Annotated in this window: 17 protein-coding genes; all 17 read left to right on the plus strand. The window is 35.4% G+C overall.

The features are described 5' to 3' along the window. The first annotated feature begins 117 nt into the window (after positions 1 to 117). The gene (rfbD, locus tag ACLTBU_RS10560; protein WP_412218841.1) at positions 118 to 1,071 is read left to right on the plus strand and encodes a dTDP-4-dehydrorhamnose reductase; all 954 of its coding nucleotides are present in this window, start codon (positions 118 to 120) and stop codon (positions 1,069 to 1,071) included. Further along, positions 1,064 to 1,636, plus strand: a complete 573-nt coding sequence (gene rfbC, locus ACLTBU_RS10565; protein WP_412218843.1) for a dTDP-4-dehydrorhamnose 3,5-epimerase — start codon at positions 1,064 to 1,066, stop codon at positions 1,634 to 1,636. The genes rfbD and rfbC overlap by 8 nt, the downstream gene beginning before the upstream one ends. Before the next feature lie 204 nt (positions 1,637 to 1,840). Further along, positions 1,841 to 2,032: a hypothetical protein gene (locus ACLTBU_RS10570; protein ID WP_412218844.1), complete on the plus strand. Its 192-nt coding sequence runs from the start codon at positions 1,841 to 1,843 to the stop codon at positions 2,030 to 2,032. Further along, positions 1,971 to 2,927, plus strand: a complete 957-nt coding sequence (locus ACLTBU_RS10575) for a glycosyltransferase family 2 protein (RefSeq protein WP_412218845.1) — start codon at positions 1,971 to 1,973, stop codon at positions 2,925 to 2,927. The genes ACLTBU_RS10570 and ACLTBU_RS10575 overlap by 62 nt, the downstream gene beginning before the upstream one ends. A gap of 32 nt (positions 2,928 to 2,959) precedes the next feature. After that, positions 2,960 to 4,705 (plus strand): polysaccharide deacetylase family protein, encoded by a 1,746-nt coding sequence (locus ACLTBU_RS10580; protein ID WP_412218846.1) that lies wholly within the window; start codon positions 2,960 to 2,962, stop codon positions 4,703 to 4,705. Positions 4,706 to 4,867: 162 nt separating this feature from the next. After that, a complete protein-coding gene (locus ACLTBU_RS10585) occupies positions 4,868 to 5,428 on the plus strand; it encodes an ECF-type riboflavin transporter substrate-binding protein (RefSeq protein ID WP_412218849.1) in 561 nt (186 codons plus the stop codon). A 196-nt stretch (positions 5,429 to 5,624) separates the two neighbouring features. Next, positions 5,625 to 6,632 carry a UDP-glucose 4-epimerase GalE gene (gene galE / locus ACLTBU_RS10590; protein ID WP_412218851.1) on the plus strand — a complete coding sequence of 336 codons (1,008 nt, stop codon included), beginning with the start codon at positions 5,625 to 5,627 and terminating at the stop codon, positions 6,630 to 6,632. A 192-nt stretch (positions 6,633 to 6,824) separates the two neighbouring features. Further along, complete coding sequence (locus tag ACLTBU_RS10595) at positions 6,825 to 8,792, plus strand: S-layer homology domain-containing protein (protein ID WP_412218853.1); 1,968 nt, start codon at positions 6,825 to 6,827, stop codon at positions 8,790 to 8,792. A gap of 186 nt (positions 8,793 to 8,978) precedes the next feature. Continuing rightward, entirely contained in the window at positions 8,979 to 10,490 is a 1,512-nt protein-coding gene (locus ACLTBU_RS10600; RefSeq protein ID WP_412218855.1) for an S-layer homology domain-containing protein, read from the plus strand. 3 nt (positions 10,491 to 10,493) lie between these two features. Next, positions 10,494 to 11,147, plus strand: a complete 654-nt coding sequence (locus ACLTBU_RS10605) for a hypothetical protein (protein WP_412218857.1) — start codon at positions 10,494 to 10,496, stop codon at positions 11,145 to 11,147. Between the two features lie 84 nt (positions 11,148 to 11,231). Beyond that, the gene (locus ACLTBU_RS10610) at positions 11,232 to 11,930 is read left to right on the plus strand and encodes a YveK family protein (RefSeq protein WP_412218859.1); all 699 of its coding nucleotides are present in this window, start codon (positions 11,232 to 11,234) and stop codon (positions 11,928 to 11,930) included. A 14-nt stretch (positions 11,931 to 11,944) separates the two neighbouring features. Further along, complete coding sequence (locus tag ACLTBU_RS10615) at positions 11,945 to 12,715, plus strand: CpsD/CapB family tyrosine-protein kinase (RefSeq protein ID WP_412218861.1); 771 nt, start codon at positions 11,945 to 11,947, stop codon at positions 12,713 to 12,715. A 180-nt stretch (positions 12,716 to 12,895) separates the two neighbouring features. Beyond that, a complete protein-coding gene (locus ACLTBU_RS10620) occupies positions 12,896 to 13,441 on the plus strand; it encodes a NeuD/PglB/VioB family sugar acetyltransferase (protein ID WP_412218863.1) in 546 nt (181 codons plus the stop codon). 1 nt (position 13,442) lies between these two features. Beyond that, complete coding sequence (locus ACLTBU_RS10625; RefSeq protein ID WP_412218865.1) at positions 13,443 to 14,087, plus strand: sugar transferase; 645 nt, start codon at positions 13,443 to 13,445, stop codon at positions 14,085 to 14,087. Positions 14,088 to 14,090: 3 nt separating this feature from the next. Continuing rightward, a complete protein-coding gene (locus ACLTBU_RS10630) occupies positions 14,091 to 14,945 on the plus strand; it encodes an NAD-dependent epimerase/dehydratase family protein (protein WP_412218867.1) in 855 nt (284 codons plus the stop codon). Beyond that, positions 14,945 to 16,096, plus strand: coding sequence for a glycosyltransferase family 4 protein (locus ACLTBU_RS10635; protein ID WP_412218869.1), 1,152 nt, complete (start codon positions 14,945 to 14,947; stop codon positions 16,094 to 16,096). Before ACLTBU_RS10630 ends, ACLTBU_RS10635 begins: the two co-directional genes overlap by 1 nt. Beyond that, on the plus strand, positions 16,089 to 16,883 hold the full coding sequence (locus tag ACLTBU_RS10640; RefSeq protein ID WP_412218871.1) for a glycosyltransferase family 2 protein: 795 nt from the start codon (positions 16,089 to 16,091) through the stop codon (positions 16,881 to 16,883). The genes ACLTBU_RS10635 and ACLTBU_RS10640 overlap by 8 nt, the downstream gene beginning before the upstream one ends. Positions 16,884 to 16,893 lie beyond the last annotated feature (10 nt).

Below are 16,893 nucleotides of genomic sequence, written 5' to 3' on the forward strand. Positions count from 1 at the left end.
ATATATAGGTGATAATTAGAATTTATATATCCTCTATTTTTATTGGAAGAATTGAAGTAGAAAAAAATAATAATCTATTCTATACTGTAAAATAGATAGATAAAATGGAGGTAGACCATGAAAGTATTGCTAACAGGTGGCAATGGACAGTTAGGCATTGCACTTAAAAATGAATTTGCACAGATAGGTCAAACTTATGAAGTAATCAGCACAGACTATGATACTTTAGATATTACAAACTTTGAACAAGTAAAAGAATACTTAACGGCTAACAAAGTAGATATAGTCATAAACTGTGCAGCACACACTGCTGTAGATAAATGTGAAGAAGAGAGAGCGCGTGCTTACCAGATTAATGCGATAGGGCCACGCAATTTAGCTATTGTATGTGAACAAATAGGAGCAAAAATTGTACAAGTTTCTACAGACTATGTTTTTGATGGAGAGTTTAATACATTAGAGGCTAAGCAAGTAGGTTTAGAAGATGTATTACAGTCACGCATAGAGAAGGCTAAGCTTAGTCGACCATGGCGTGAGGATGATAAAGTAGCGCCTCAAAGTATTTATGGGACAAGTAAGCTAATGGGTGAAGAACTTGTTCGCACGTTATGTAAAAAACATTTCATTATTCGTACAGCATGGCTTTATGGTGAGGGTAATAACTTTGTTAGAACAATGCTCAAGTTAGCACAGACAAATAAGGAACTTAATGTAGTAGGAGACCAGTTTGGTAATCCTACTTATGCTAAGGATTTAGCTGTAGCTATTGTGAACCTGATCCAAACAGAATATTATGGTGTGTACCATGGAACTTGTGAAGGGGCATGCTCTTGGTATGATTTTGCTACAAAAATATTTGAACTTAAAGGAATAGATGTTAAGGTCAACAAAGTAACGAGTGAACAATTTGTAAGACCTGCTAAAAGGCCATTCTACTCTTCATTAGATAACTTTATGCTGAAAATCCAAGGACTAAATACCTTTAGACCATGGCAAGAAGCATTAGCAGATTATCTAGAAGCAGATGCAGCATGGCAAGAGGAAAACTTAGGAGGTAAAGTTAATGGGTAAAATAAATGTCATACCAACATCAATTAAAGATCTTTATATCATCGAACCTCAAGTGTTTGGAGATAGCCGTGGTTACTTTATGGAGAGTTACTCTGAACAAGATTTTAAAGCAGCAGGACTTCATATGCAATTTGTTCAAGATAATGAATCGCGTTCTAAGAAGGGGGTACTCCGTGGTCTTCACTTCCAGACTCAGCATACACAAGGTAAGCTTGTAAGAGTGGTTGAAGGGGAAGTGTATGATGTGGCTGTAGATTTACGAGAGGACTCTCCTACTTTTGGAAAGTGGGAAGGCGTAATATTAAGTGCTGAGAATAAGCGTCAGTTTTATGTGCCAGAAGGTTTTGCTCATGGGTTCTTAGTTTTATCAGATGTAGCTACTTTCCAATATAAATGTACAGACTATTATGCACCAGAGTATGATGGTGGGGTAAGATGGAATGATCCTGACATTGGCATTGAATGGCCTCTTGAAGGGATAGAGGAAGTATGCTTATCTGAGAAAGATCAGAAGCAACCTATGCTGAAGGATTTTGTAGCAAAAGGTAATCCTTTTAAATATTAAGTTGTATCAAAGTTTCTAAAAGTGCATAGCCTATAATAGTATCTTATTTCCAGCTGGTTGACTTATTAGGATGAATAAGGTACTATTAAGTTAGATTGAAAGTATTGTCGCTAACCAATATGCGACTCATAAAATAGTTGGTTTGAAAGTGTTAAAGCTCCCTATAATAAATAAGGGAGCTTTCTTTGTATCAAGGAGAAACTCATGAACAAGAATCATTTTTATATTATAAAAGACAGTTACTTTGAAACTTTTAATAATCCTTATCTTAAAGGGAACAAAGAAGGTAATAGACCACATTGTTATGGGATAGAAGACAAAGAGGGGGTGACTTATGAAACTATCTATTATTATCGTCAATTACAATACATATACATTGACAAAACAAACGATTGATTCAGTGCTCGAGAAGAAACTACCTTTTGAATATGAAATTATGCTTGTAGACAATGCTTCTCAAGATGATAGTATGGCAAGGTTACAAGAAGATTATAAAGAAATCATAAGTCAGGGGATCCTTAACATTACATTAAATGATGCGAATTTAGGCTTTGCAAAAGCCAATAATATTGGCATGAGAAAGTCAAAGGGAGAGTATATCTTACTCCTCAATTCAGATACCTATGTAGTAGAAGATTGCTTACAGCAGTGTATGCAGTACATAGAGCGTTATAATACAGAGGCAGCGATACAAGGAGAGAATGAACGTAAAATCGGTGCACTAGGATGCAAGGTCATTTTACCAGATGGTACCTTAGATCATGCTTGCAAGAGAGGGTTTCCTACGCCAAGGGCTTCTTTATATTATTTCTTAAAGTTACATAAAAGAGATAAAGTAAAATATGGTTTGTATGATGCACTTCATTTAGATGAAAATGAAGTAGGGGAAGTAGATTGCCTAATGGGAGCTTTTATGCTTATGCCAAGGCATGTACTCAATCAAGTAGGCCTTTTAGATGAAGATTTCTTTATGTATGGTGAGGATATAGACCTTTGCTACCGCATTAAAGAAGGTGGTTATAAAATTATGTATTATCCAGAAGCAAGTATTATTCATTATAAAGGAGGGAGTTCTAAAAAACGTAGGACTAAAGTTATCTACGACTTCCACAATGCCATGTGGATTTTTTATAAGAAACATTATATAAAAACTTATAGTCTGTGGATAAATAGTTTGGTTTATGTAGGAATATGGGCCAAATATGCACTTGAAATAGGAAAGAATGCTATGAAGTCTAGCGGAAATAAAAGTGTGCAAGATACTAAGATACAGCAAAATGAAAGTGTATAGGTTATAAAACAGAGATCAATAGGGGGAGAGCTATGAGAAAATGTAGAAAAATACAAGTTATCAAGAGCTTATTCTTAGCAGTGTTTTTAATGACCATTACATCGGTGTATGCATCAGAGACTAGACAGAACAAAGAATTGCCTATTTATATAGGAAGAGAAAAGCAAGGAGCAGGGGTTAAAGTAGAGCAAGTAGAAAAGCAAATTTGGGCCCATGTTGCAGATTATCAGGAAGAAGATTTACGAGCTCGTATAGAGGAGCTTAAGGGGAGAAGTGGTGAGGTTTACTTAAGCTTATATGGCAAAAACTTAGAAGAGCAGCAACAAGTTCAAGCGATTTACAGTCTTCTTTTTAATCATGAAGAACTAAAAGCTTTAACGGATTTAAAGCTTCATTTTGTTTATACGCCTTTAGATGAGAAGGATATTCTATTTAAGGAGATGCCTTTTATAAAGGTATTAAATATGCATGTAGATCAAGAAGAAGACCAAAAGCTAATGAAGTACCTAAATGATCAATATAATCAGCAGTATGAGCTTATACTTACAGATGAATTAGCAACTCATTATGGGCAAGATGTGGCAAAAGGGTTAGATGCCGCTTATAAAATTTATTATGATTTGCCTTTTGAGTATAAGCATATCGATAAGATTTTTAGGCAAAGTAAGTTAGGTCAATTACCTATTAAATATAGTGACTTCTATGCAGGACTAGAAGAAATGCTTCAAGTGAATGATGAACTTATAAAGAAAGAAAATCTTTATGAAGTCAAAAAGCTAAGCAAGCCTAATCAGACTTTGCGCTTTACAGTACGTACTAAAGAACCCGTAGATTATATAGAATATAAGGTGAATGATGCAGCTGCAGGACAGAGTTTTAGGTATCCTTATCCCATTACCCTAGACGAAGAACTTTTACATAAGGGTATCAATGAGGTTAAAGTGGTTATGAAATTAAAGGGGAAAGAGCAGTATCATGTACAGAATCTCTCTATAGACTACAAAGGAGAGATCGGTTACCAAGAAAGAGCAGCTAGGAAGGAAGCAGTCTACCCTATCAGTCAGAAACCCGTTTATAAGAAGGGCTATATCCCTACTCTGATGTATCATAAGATTAAGGACCAAGTAGAAAACACAGAGGATGACCAAAGCATGTCCGTCAGCACAGCCAACTTTGAAGCCCGGCTTAAAGCTTTACTTGAAGCGGGGTATACACCTATTAACTTTAAGCAACTTAAGGATTATCTTGAAGGAACGTCAGGACTACCTAAAAGGCCTATCCTCATTACAGCAGATGATGGGTATCTTTGTAATTATACAAAGGCTTATCCAATCCTTAAAAAGTACAATGTACAAGCAACCTTTTTTGTGACGAGCCTTTATGTAGGGATAACCAATGAGAATGAACATTTCACTTGGGAACAGGCGAAGGAGATGGAGGCAAGTGGGCTTATTGATATTCAAAGTCATACCCATGGGCATACACTGATGAATGCGTTAGATAAGACAGATGTTTCTTATGAAATTCAAAAATCTTTTGGAGACATTGAGAAGTACTTAGGCAAGCGAGATGTGAAGGTACTGGCTTACCCTCAGTTTTTACATACAAGTAAGGTGAAGGAATGGGCAAGTGAATGTGGTGTAGACTTGCAGGTGACGAACCTCGTTTCTAAGTATAGACCCACAGCTACCCAAAAGATAGATATTAAGCGTATTCATGTTTCGAATGATTTATCCCCACAGAAGTTATTAAATCAGATTAAACACTTAACAGAATAACAGAGGATTTACCTTTTCAAAGTAAAGAGAGAGAGGTTCGAAAAGGGTTAGATGGAGTAAAGGAATAGGTAGCTTAGACTGGATTTTATCCGTTCTATCCTGTATAATGAATACGATTCTTGACAAAATATTCGTATCATAAAAGAATAAAGGGAGAAGAAAATGGAGAAACAATCAATTTTTAAGTTAACAACGAAACATGTTGTAGCCATTGGTATTGGTGCAGCGCTTTATGCGGCAGCATCTATGATTTCAATTAACGTAGCACCGAATACGTCACTTAGACTTGCTGTAGCACTTCTTTGTATCTTTGGGGCAATATTCGGACCTGTAGTAGGATTTTTAGTAGGTTTTATTGGGCATGCTTTAAATGATGCTATTTCTTACGGGAGTGTATGGTGGAGCTGGGTCTTTATGTCAGGCTCAATTGGTTTATGCACAGGTTTCATTGTGATGAAAGCGGACTTCGATGTCCTTAAAGGTCAAATCAACACAGTGCATATTGGTTTACTGTATGTGTACGCTCTATTAGGTGCAGTATTAGGAAGTGTGCTTTCTTATGTAGGGGATGTATGCGTATATGGTGAACCAGCAGAGAAAGTTTGGCTTCAAATCATTGTAGCGAACATAACAAACCTTATTGTTGTAGCAGTGATTGGTATTCCAGTTGTGGTTGCTATTGCCACACTTAAAGGTCGAACAACAGACTTAGAAGAGGAATAGTAGTAAAAAAGTAGTAAAATACTAGTAAAAATAGAGGTAAAATGGACTCCATAAAAAAGGCGCGCGTGCGTCTTTTTTTAGATTTTTAAATTTGTGTTAAATCTTTGCCTTCACTTGATTTTGAGTGATTAATACGATAAAATAAGAATAGAGTAAAATTTTTAGTAAAATTATATTTATTCAGGAGGGTATGAGCATGGCGATATTAGTAACAGGTGGTGCAGGTTATATTGGAAGTCACACATGCGTCGAGTTATTAGATGCAGGATATGAAATTGTTATTATTGATGATTTTAGCAATTCTAATCCAAGTGTACTGGATAAGATCAGACATATTTCAGGCAAAGACTTTGCTTTTTATGAGGGAGACGTAAAAGATAAAGATTTACTTGAACGTATTTTTACAGAGCATAAAATTGAAGCAGCTATTCACTTTGCAGGCTTTAAAGCAGTAGGCGAATCTTGTGAGAAACCTTTAGCTTACTACCATAACAACTTAATGAGCACAATCATACTTTGTGAAGTTATGGCAGCACATGGTGCTAAAAAATTAGTATTTAGCTCATCCGCTACAGTATATGGAGACCCAGCTTCAGTACCAATTAATGAAAGCTTCCCAACTTCTACAACAAATCCTTACGGCGCTACAAAACTGATGACAGAAAACATCCTTAAAGATGTGTATGCAGCAGACAAGGAGTGGAGCGTAGCACTTCTTCGTTACTTTAACCCAATTGGTGCACATGCATCAGGCCTTATCGGCGAAGAGCCAAACGGTATTCCAAACAACCTACTTCCTTATATTGCAAAAGTAGCAGTAGGTGAGCTCGAAGCCCTTAACGTATTTGGAGATGACTACCCAACAGTAGACGGTACAGGTGTACGTGACTATATTCACGTTGTAGACCTTGCTAAAGGTCATGTGAAAGCCATTGAGAAAATCCTTGGCGAAACAGGCATTGATGCTTACAACTTAGGTACAGGAAATGGCTACAGCGTACTTCAAATGGTTAAAGCCTTCGAAAAAGCAAGTGGACGCACAGTAGCTTACCGCATTGCACCAAGAAGACCTGGTGACATTGCAGAGTGCTATGCAGAAACGAAGAAAGCTAAAGAACTTCTCGGATGGGAAGCAACAAAGAATATTGATGATATGTGTGAGGATTCTTGGAGATATATGTGTCAAAGAGAAGCAAATAAATAGAGTAAAAAGCTTTATAGCCCTAGACATTTCTGCCTTACGGAAGTGTTCTAGGGCTTTATTTTTATTAAAATGTACCTTTAGTGCGAATAGTGTGCATAAAAGGGTTGATTATTGGCAAGTGTTAAGATAAAATTATTAAAGTATTATTATATAATAGTATAAAAATGTTCAAAAGTATTAAGGAGGAGTAAGATGCGATTAAATCTTAGACTAAAAAAAGTGCTTGCAACAACTGCAGCTGCTACAATTATGGCAACAGCTTTACCAGTTGTAACTTATGCAGCAGACTATGATAACCACTGGGCTAAGGAAGCTATTACAAAGTGGTCAGAAAAGGAAGTTCTTGAAGGTTATGAAGATGGAACTTTCAAACCAAACAACAAAGTAACTCGTGGGGAATTAGCAGCAATTATTGTAAGAGTGTTTGGTTTAACAGATACATCAGCAGCAGAAAAATACACAGATGTAGAAGCAACTAAATGGTATGCATCAGATATCGCAAAAGTATCATCTGCAGGGATTATGAATGACTATGAAGATGGTACATTCAAACCAAATCAAGAAGCAACTCGTGAAGAAGCAGCTTACGCTATTGCAAAAGCTTACAAAGTAGCAACTAAAGAAACAAATGTGACATTCAAAGACCAAGCTCAAATCTCTGATTGGGCAGAAGCTGAAATTGCAAGTTTAGTAGCAGGTGGTTACTTAAATGGTAACCCAGATGGTACATTTAGACCAACTGCATCTCTTACACGTGCAGAAGCTGTAACAATGGTAGACAAAATTACAGCAGATCTTGTAAATGTAGCAGGTACATACTCACAAGATATCGACGGACATCTTGTAGTGAATACAAAAGATGTAGAACTTAAAGATATGACAATTACAGGTAACCTTTACCTTGCAGAAGGTATTGGTGAAGGTGATGTTAAACTTAACAACGTAACTGTACTTGGTGATGTAATTGTTGAAGGTGGCGGTGTAAGCACTGTACATGTACTTGGTCAATCAAAACTTAACAACATTATCGTAGATAAAGCAGGTAAAAACCCAGTTCGCGTATTACTTGGTAACTTAGTTGAAGTAAAAGGAACTGTTACACTTGCATCTACATCTGTTCTTGAAGGTAACGCTGTTAGCCTTAGCAAAGTAGTAGTAGATGGTGCAGCTGAACCACAACTTGTAGGTACTTTAAAAATTGAAGAAGTAATCATCAATAAAACTACAGAACTTGTACTTGTAGATGGTGTAACCATTAACAAATTAACTGTAACAAAAGATGCAGTCAACACAATCCTTCGTGGTAGAGGGGAAAAGAGTGAAATCAAAAATATCATTGTTGAAGCAAATGGTTTAGAGCTTAAAAAAGGCTTTAAATACAACAAAGATAAAGTTACAGTAGCTGAAGGCGTAACGACAGCACCTAAATTCCCAGCATCCGGCAGCGGCGGCGGTGGCGGAAGCACAGGTGGAAGCACAGGCGGCGGCAGCACTGTTGTTGATGATTCTGTAAAACTTACAGAGCTTAAAGTAATTAGTACAGTTGGTGAAGAAACAAGAACAAGAAATATTGAATTATCAGACAAAGATATCCAAGTATTTGTATATGATGATAGTATTGTCATTGAAAATGAGTACATTGGTCAAGAAGAGGCTATTCAAAGTGTAACTGCTTTTGAAAAAACTGGCTCTGGTCTTATAACAGCAAGTATTGCAGGACTTACAACTACTACAGTATCATTAGAAGCTGGACAAGAACAAAAATTAGTAGACTTAAAAGATATGGTACAAGACCTTTATCCAGTACTTAAAGGTGAAATTTTACCAAAATTAATAGGTAAAGGTTTAACAGAGGACAGATATAATAAATTAGTAGCAAAATTAGATACAGAGTATAATGAATTTGTGAATTCAGAAGCTAAGGATGTAGACCTTTCTAAAGTATTAGCTAAAGTAGCAACAGGTAAAGTTATGTTAGAGGAAATTACTCTAGATGGTCGTACTCAATTACAAGCTGCTATTAATGGTGTTATGAATGGCACTATTTCAGGTTTAGATTTCGAAGAAAAAGTTGGAACTATTACAGTTAAAGTACCTGTAACACTTAAAAAAGAGGGTAGAACAACTTCAGATTACACAATTACAGTAACATATAAATAAATTTTAGAAGATAGGCTTCGTATAGTTATACTATAAGAAGCCTATCTTTTATATATTGTTTTATATAAATCTATGTAAATCTAAAAAATAGGTTTTAAAGCGACAAAATATATGATAAAATCACTTTTGTAAAATAAATATTAATATAAAAATATATTTAGTTATATTTTTTGAGCAGGGGGACATATGAAGCTTAGCAAAAAGTTTTATAATAAATTAGCCATAACAATGATAATGGGAGCATTTATTTTAGCTCAGCCAGTATGGGCCAAAGATTATGAAGGGCATTGGGCGAAAGAAGCGATTGATAGATGGTCTACTTATGAAGTTGTAAAAGGAATGGAAAATGGTGATTTTAAACCAAATGAATCGGTTACAAGAGCGGAACTTGCAACTTTTCTTAATCGTACTTTCCAGTTTACTGAAGTCGAAACAAATAGAAAATATGAAGACCTTACACCAGGGGCGTGGTATAGTGAGGCCATTGCCAATGTAACAGGACGTGGAATCATGTATGCACCAGGTTCAAAGTTTGAGCCAAGTAAGGCAGCTACAAGAGAAGAAGTGGCTTATGCCCTTGCAAAAGCGTACAGTGTAAAAGCAGATAGTGCTACAGAGATTAACCTTACAGATGTAGAAGATATTTCTGCATGGGCTATAGATAGTGTGAAGGCGCTTGTGCAAAATGGCTTTATAAAAGGGAATCCAGATGGAAGCTTCAAACCAAAGGCATCGATTACACGTGCTGAAGTGGTTACTTTATTAGAAAATCTAACACCGAACTTTATTCATGAGCCAGGGACTTATACAGAAGTGGTTAAAGGCAATGTAGTCATTAATACAGGTGATGTGACGCTTAAAGATACAACGATTGAAGGGGATGTGTATTTAAGTGCTGGTATTGGTGATGGTAAGGTAAGACTTGATAATGTAAAAGTTACAGGGACAGTTTATATTCAAGGTGGAAATGTAAAATTACTTGGAGACTATAACATTGTTCAAGTAGAAAGTGGCAAGCCTGTTGAATTTATTAAAGGTAATATGAAACAAATGATTGTAGCTAAAGAAGGTTCTAAAATCAGACTTTATGAAAATACGGTTACAGATTACCTCTTAGTCGCTGCGAAAGCGGATTTTACAATCGAGGGGCTTGTAAAAGAAACTTCTACAACAGAAAAAGCTAAAATGTACGTAGAAGAAGCAGGTGTTTTCATTGGCGGCAACTTTGTACCTGTTGAAGTAGCAGGGACAGAAATTACGATCAATGTAAAAGAACTCGCAAAGCAGTATCCAATGAATGATAAAATGGAAAGCTTAGCGGTTTATACAAATGTAGAAGGGGCTTATATTGAAGGCTCATTTGGGGGAACAATGAGAACCAATACAGCTTATTCCTTTAGACAAGCAGATGTTCAGCTTGGTATATTTGAAGAAATGTTAGATAAAATCACAGCGACATCTAGCGAACTTAAAGAGATGGCAGATTCACTCGGTATTTCATCTGATACTATCTATGCACTTCTTTCAGATGGAGGGCAAATTTCACTTAACCATATGCTTATGCAATATGAAAATGTGAAAAGTCTAGTAAAGAGCTATACAGGGGCTACTTTGCCAAGTGAATACACCTTAAAACGTAATCTTCGTTATGAAAACGAAGCACCTATAACACTTACGATTCGCCTTATTATGGAGTAGGTTATGAAAAAACGAGGTTTAATTCTTATAGGGATTATACTTGCCCTACTTATACTATTAGGGGGAGCAGGTTATCTTTTATATGATCGAGTAAGTGCTTATTTTGTAGAAAAAACTTTAGTCAGTCAGATGACACAAGAACTTATAGCACAGACAGGCATTGACCTAGGGGAAGTAGGTAGAGTGCTTACAGAAGAAGAAAAAGAGAGCTTTAAAGCCATATTAAACACCAAAGAGCCAAGTAAGGAAGAAGGGGCAGAAAGTGCTGAAAGTGTACAAACTAAACTAGAACAGGATGAGGTTGTACAATCACAGCAGGGGAATACAGAGTCTAGTACAGTAGAAGAGGCTACTAGGCATGAAACAGCTAAGGAAAAGACACAGCCCGTGACAACAGATGATATAAAAATCGCTGTGGAGCAACAGGCTAAAAATATTGCAAAAAGTATTCCAACCAAAGATAAAAGTGCCATGCTTAATTTGGTGTTAAGTAATTTGACATCTTCAGATCTAAATTACTTAATGGGTTTAGCATTAGATGGAGTATCAAGTTCAGATTTAGCGCAGGCCAAACGCATTGCGATGCAAAGCTTTAATGAGGAAGATCTTGAACGCGTAAAAGGATATTATGATACCTACAAACATCTGATACCCTAAACTGAATGGTGATCGATAAGGCTACTCGAATAACATAACGAGTGGCCTTTTTGCATGGGAAAAGACAAAATAGGAGGATTAGAGATGGAAGAAACAAATGAAATTTCATTACAGGAGATCTTTATGATCTTATGGAACAAAGTATGGGTGATTATACTTTGTTCCCTTATAGGAGGTGTAGCGGCGTTTGGCATAAGTGCTTTTGTACTCGACCCAACTTATACATCCCGTGTGAGTATGTATGTGAACAGTAATACAGAACGTGAAAATACAATTGCTAGTCTTAATGATATTAATGCTTCTCAAAAGCTTGTAAGTACTTATATTGAGATTTTAAAAAGTGATAACGTGCTCAGTAAAGTAATTACAGAAACAGACTTTCATTATACACCAGAACAAATTCGTAAAATGCTTACAGCAAGCGCTGTAAATGGTACAGAGATTTTTGAAGTGAAAATTACAACAGAAGATGCCGATGAAGCTGCAGTCATTGCCAATACCATAGCAGCAGTGGCACCAGAAGAAATCATTCGTGTTGTTAAAGCAGGTTCAGTAGAACTTATTGATGAAGCAGTGCCAGCTACAAGTCCATCTTCTCCTAATGTGCTTTTAAATACCATTATTGGTCTTATGTTAGGTGGTGTACTCTCTGTACTTGGTGTATTAGTGGCGGAAATGCTTGATAATCGTATCAAAACTGAAGATGACCTTAAAAAAGGTTATGACTTTCCTATTCTTGGGACTATACCAGACTTAGAAGATGCTGCAACGCGTATCAAATAAAGAGGGGATTAACCATGAAAACATTATTTAATAAAAATAAACAACAAACCCAAAGAACAAAGGAACAAGAACAAGAGATGATTCTTACAGGAGAATCGAGCTTTCATATTAAAGAAGCCTATAAAGCAACACGTACCAATATTATGTTCTCACTAGTAGGTAAGGGCTGTAAAAGAATTGTTGTGACAAGCTCCTTCCCAGGAGAAGGTAAAAGTACAACGTGCATTAACTTAGCCATTACCTTTGCACAGACAGGTTCACGCGTACTTCTAATTGATGCAGATATGAGAAAGCCAACTGTACATCGCAAGCTGGATATGACCAATGGTAATGGGCTTGCTCATTTACTGAGTAACTTCTGTACAGTAGAAGAAGCTATCCAGCATACAAGCTATGAGAATCTCGATGCTATTACATCAGGACATATTCCACCAAACCCAGCAGAGCTTCTTGCATCAGAGATGATGGGAGAATTACTCGAGGCACTTGAACAAAATTATGATTACATCTTTATTGATACACCACCACTTAATGTGGTAACCGATGCAACGGTCTTATCACAACGCGTATCGGGTACAGTGGTTGTTGTACGTGAAGGGGTAACACATCATAGAGATGTGCAAGATGCCCTTGGAAAACTTGAATTTGCTAACGCCAAAGTGCTCGGCTTTATCCTTCATGATGTAAAAGAAGGGAAAGGCAGTAAGTACGGTAAATATGGTAAATATGGTAAGTATAGCCGCTATGCTTATAAAAATGATGCCTATACACAATATGGACAGTAAAAATTAAAGCATTAAAGATGAGATATCAATAAAGTTACATGAAAGATACCAAGGCATACTTGGTATTTTTCATGGGCTTTTTAGGGGAAAGCAAGACATATATTTTATACTTGTTTAATGCTACCTATATAGAATAAGTGGTAGTTAAAGAGGTATAAAAAGTTTTTAGGGGGTGAAGTGTTGCGTAGAAACTTACTCATATTAGGAGCAGGTGGGCATGGAAAAGTGGTGCTAGATGTAGCGGAGTCTATGAGGTGTTATGAGACCATTCACTTCTTGGATGATGGTAAGGAAATAGGAGAAGAAGTCTTAGGGCATCAAGTAGTCGGGAAGATTACTGAATGTCATTTACATAGCAAAGATTATACAGATGCCATTGTTGCATTAGGAAATAATGAAATAAGACTTGAACTTACTAAGAAGCTTAAAGAGCTAGGTTATCATGTACCGACATTGGTGCACCCGACAAGTGTAGTGAGTCAGTACACCACTATAAAGGAAGGAACTGTTATCATGCCACAAGCTGTTATCAATGCCGATGCCAAGATAGGCAAGGCTTGCATCATAAATACAGGAGCCATCATTGAACATGATTGCATAGTAGGAGATGGAAGTCATATAGCCTACCGAGCAGTATTAGGCGGGGAGGCTAAAGTGGGATGTAAAGTTCTAGTGGATATTGGGGCAATGGTAGGTAGAAATATTGAAATAAGGGGAGAGAAATAAGATGTATCCAAAGATTAAAAGAGTATTAGATGTGGTTTTATCAGTTGGTATTTTAATAGGAGCATGGCCATTTATGTTGATTGCAGCTATAGCAATTAAGGTTGAGGATCCTAAAGGGCCTGTTATCTTTAAACAAATAAGAGTTGGAAAAGATAAGAAACCCTTTAAGATTTATAAGTTTAGAAGTATGTGGACCGAGACACCAGATGTGCCAACACACTTATTAAGTGATCCAAATCAATTCATTACCAAAGTAGGAGCATTTCTTAGAAAGACAAGCATTGATGAAGTACCTCAATTAATCAATATTCTAAAAGGAGATATGAGTTTTGTAGGCCCAAGACCATCACTCTTTAGTCAAGAGGATTTAATTGAAGAAAGAGATAGGCTAAATGTGCATAGTGTAAGGCCAGGATTAACAGGGCTTGCTCAAGTAAGTGGTAGAGATGAACTACCTATACCCGTAAAAGCTGCATACGACGGAGAGTATGTAGAGAAAATGAGCTTTAAGTTAGATGTACAACTATTCTTTAGAACCTTTATTAGTGTAGCGAAGTCTGAAGGCGTAGTTGAAGGTGGAACAGGCAAGCTTGAAACTGAAAAAGTAGCACAAAACAGAGAAGTAAAAGAAGAAATGGGGGCATAGGCCTTGAAGATATTAATAACAGGCAAAGATAGTTACATAGGGACTAGTTTTGAAAAATGGGTAAAACAAGATAATCCAGAGTGGCAAATAGATACAGTAGATACAAAAGGTGAAGAGTGGAAGAAAATGAGTTTTTCAGAATATGATACGATCTTCCATGTAGCAGGGATTGCGCATGTATCTTCGGACCCTAAGTTAGAGGAGTTATATTATAAGGTTAATAGAGATTTAACTATTGATATAGCTAAAAAAGCCAAAGCAGAAGGTGTAAAGCAATTTGTATTTATGAGTAGTATTATCGTTTATGGAAATGGCGAAAAAGTAATAACTAAGCATACGGTTCCTAAACCAGAAAACTTTTATGGAAATAGTAAATTACAAGCAGATGAAGGAATACAACAACTACAAGATAGTAAATTCAATGTAGTAAGTATACGACCTCCTATGATTTATGGGAAAGGTTCAAAAGGAAATTATCCTAAATTAGCTAAGTTAGCACAGATAACGCCAGTATTTCCTAATATAGATAATAGTCGTAGTATGTTGCATATCGATAACTTATGTGAATGCATTCGTTTAATTATAAAGAATAATGAAAAGGGATATTTTTATCCTCAGAATAAAGAGTATGTAAATACTACTTATTTGGTGAAAACAATAGCTGAAGTGCATCATAAAAAGGTTTATGTAACGAAAGTATTTAATCCTATAGTTCAGGTAATGATAAACAAAATCAATTTAGCAAATAAGGTATTTGGTAATCTTACATATGACGAATCTATGTCTAATTACATGGATTTTAAATACTGTGTTAGAACATTTAAAGAATCTATTGAATTAACACAGGAGGAGAAGTGATGAAAAAAGCACTACAAGTAGCATCGGTTGCTTCTATGATAGATCAGTTTACTATGCCTAATATAAATATATTGCAAGAATTAGGATATGAAGTAGATGTAGTGGCAAACTTTGAGTTTGGAAGCACATCCTCAAAAGAGCGAGTTGAAGAATTTCAAAAAGAGTTAAAAGATGTTAATGTAAATGTATTCAACTTATTATTTAATAGGAAGATATTTGATAAATGTAATATTCAAGTGTATAAGCAATTGAAAAAGATTATAGACGAGAATGACTATGAAATTATTCACTGCCATTCACCTATAGGTGGAGTAATAACTCGCTTAGCTGCAAGAAGGGCAAGGAAAAAGGGGACAAAAGTTATTTATACAGCTCATGGGTTCCATTTTTATAAAGGATCATCACTAGTAAATTGGTTAATTTATTATCCAGTAGAATGGATATGTTCATGGTTTACAGATGTTTTAATAACTATCAATAAAGAAGATTATTCATTAGCACAAAAAAGGATGAAAGCCAAACAAATCAGCTATATTCCAGGAGTAGGCATTGAAACAGATAGATTTAAGCAAATAGTAGATAGAGTAGAAAAAAGAAAAAGCTTAGATATAAATAAAGATGAAGTTATGTTGTTTTCAGTGGGAGAACTCAATAAGAATAAAAACCATCAAATAATAATAAAAGCAATATCACGCTTAAATAATCCTAAGGTAAAATATTATATTGCTGGTAAAGGAGATTTAGAGTCTGATCTTAAAGAAGAGATTGGTAAGTTAAATTTAGATAAACAAGTATACCTATTAGGATTTAGAAATGATATAGCAGAATTAAGTAAAGCTGCAGATATATTCTGTTTTCCATCATATAGAGAGGGGTTATCAGTAGCTCTTATGGAAATATTAGCAGCAGGTGTACCGGTAGTATGTTCAAATATTAGAGGAAATAAAGATCTAGTTCATCAAAAAAAAGGAGGATATTTATGTAATGTTGAAAATGTAGATGATTATGTTGAAGCTCTAAATATCCTTATAAAAGATTCAAATTTAAGGGAGAGTATGAGAAAATACAACCTTATTAGAAGTAACGATTATGATGTGAAAATAGTAAATAAGAGTATGAAACAAATATATCAGGGGGTAGTAAATGAATAATCCAACAGTATCTATCATAATGGGTGTATTAAATGCTGAGAATAGAATGCAAGAGGCCATTAGATCTATACAAGATCAAACATTTCCAGATTGGGAATTTATAATTTGTGATGATGGATCTACAGATAATACATATAAAATCCTTTTGAGATTAGCAGAAGAAGATAGTAGAATCAAACCTATTAAAAATGAAGAAAATATCGGATTAACAAAAACGCTTAATCACTGCTTGAAAATTGCAAAAGGTAAGTACATAGCTAGAATGGATGATGATGATTTTAGCTATCCAAATAGACTAGAAGCACAGGTGAATTTTTTAGAAATAAATAAAGAATATGATTTTGTATCTTCAGCTGTAGATATATATGATGGGGAAAAAGTGGTTTATAAAGAAAAAAGAAAAGAATTCCCACAAAAAGAAGATTTTTTATGGAACTCACCTTTTGTACACCCAGCAACTATGTTTAGAGCTTCAAAAATTAAAGAAGTTAAGGGATATAGATTCGCACAAGAAACGAGAAGAGCGGAAGACTATGATTTATTTATGAGAATGTATGCTAGGGGAATGAAAGGATACAACTTTGAGGAAGCATTGCTTAGATATTTTGTAAACTCTGAAGCAATGAGAAAGAGAAAATATAGGTATAGAATAGATGAAGCAATTGTAAGATATAAAGGATTTAAGAGATTAGGATTATTTCCTAAGGGAGTCATATATGTAATTAAACCTTTAATAGTGGGATTATTTCCAAATAAATTGCTATTAAAAATTAAGCAAGAGCGTTAATAAAATAGGA

The sequence above is a fragment of the Zhenhengia sp. genome (assembly GCF_046966505.1).
GTDB classification, from domain to species: Bacteria; Bacillota; Clostridia; order Lachnospirales; family Cellulosilyticaceae; genus Zhenhengia; species Zhenhengia yiwuensis.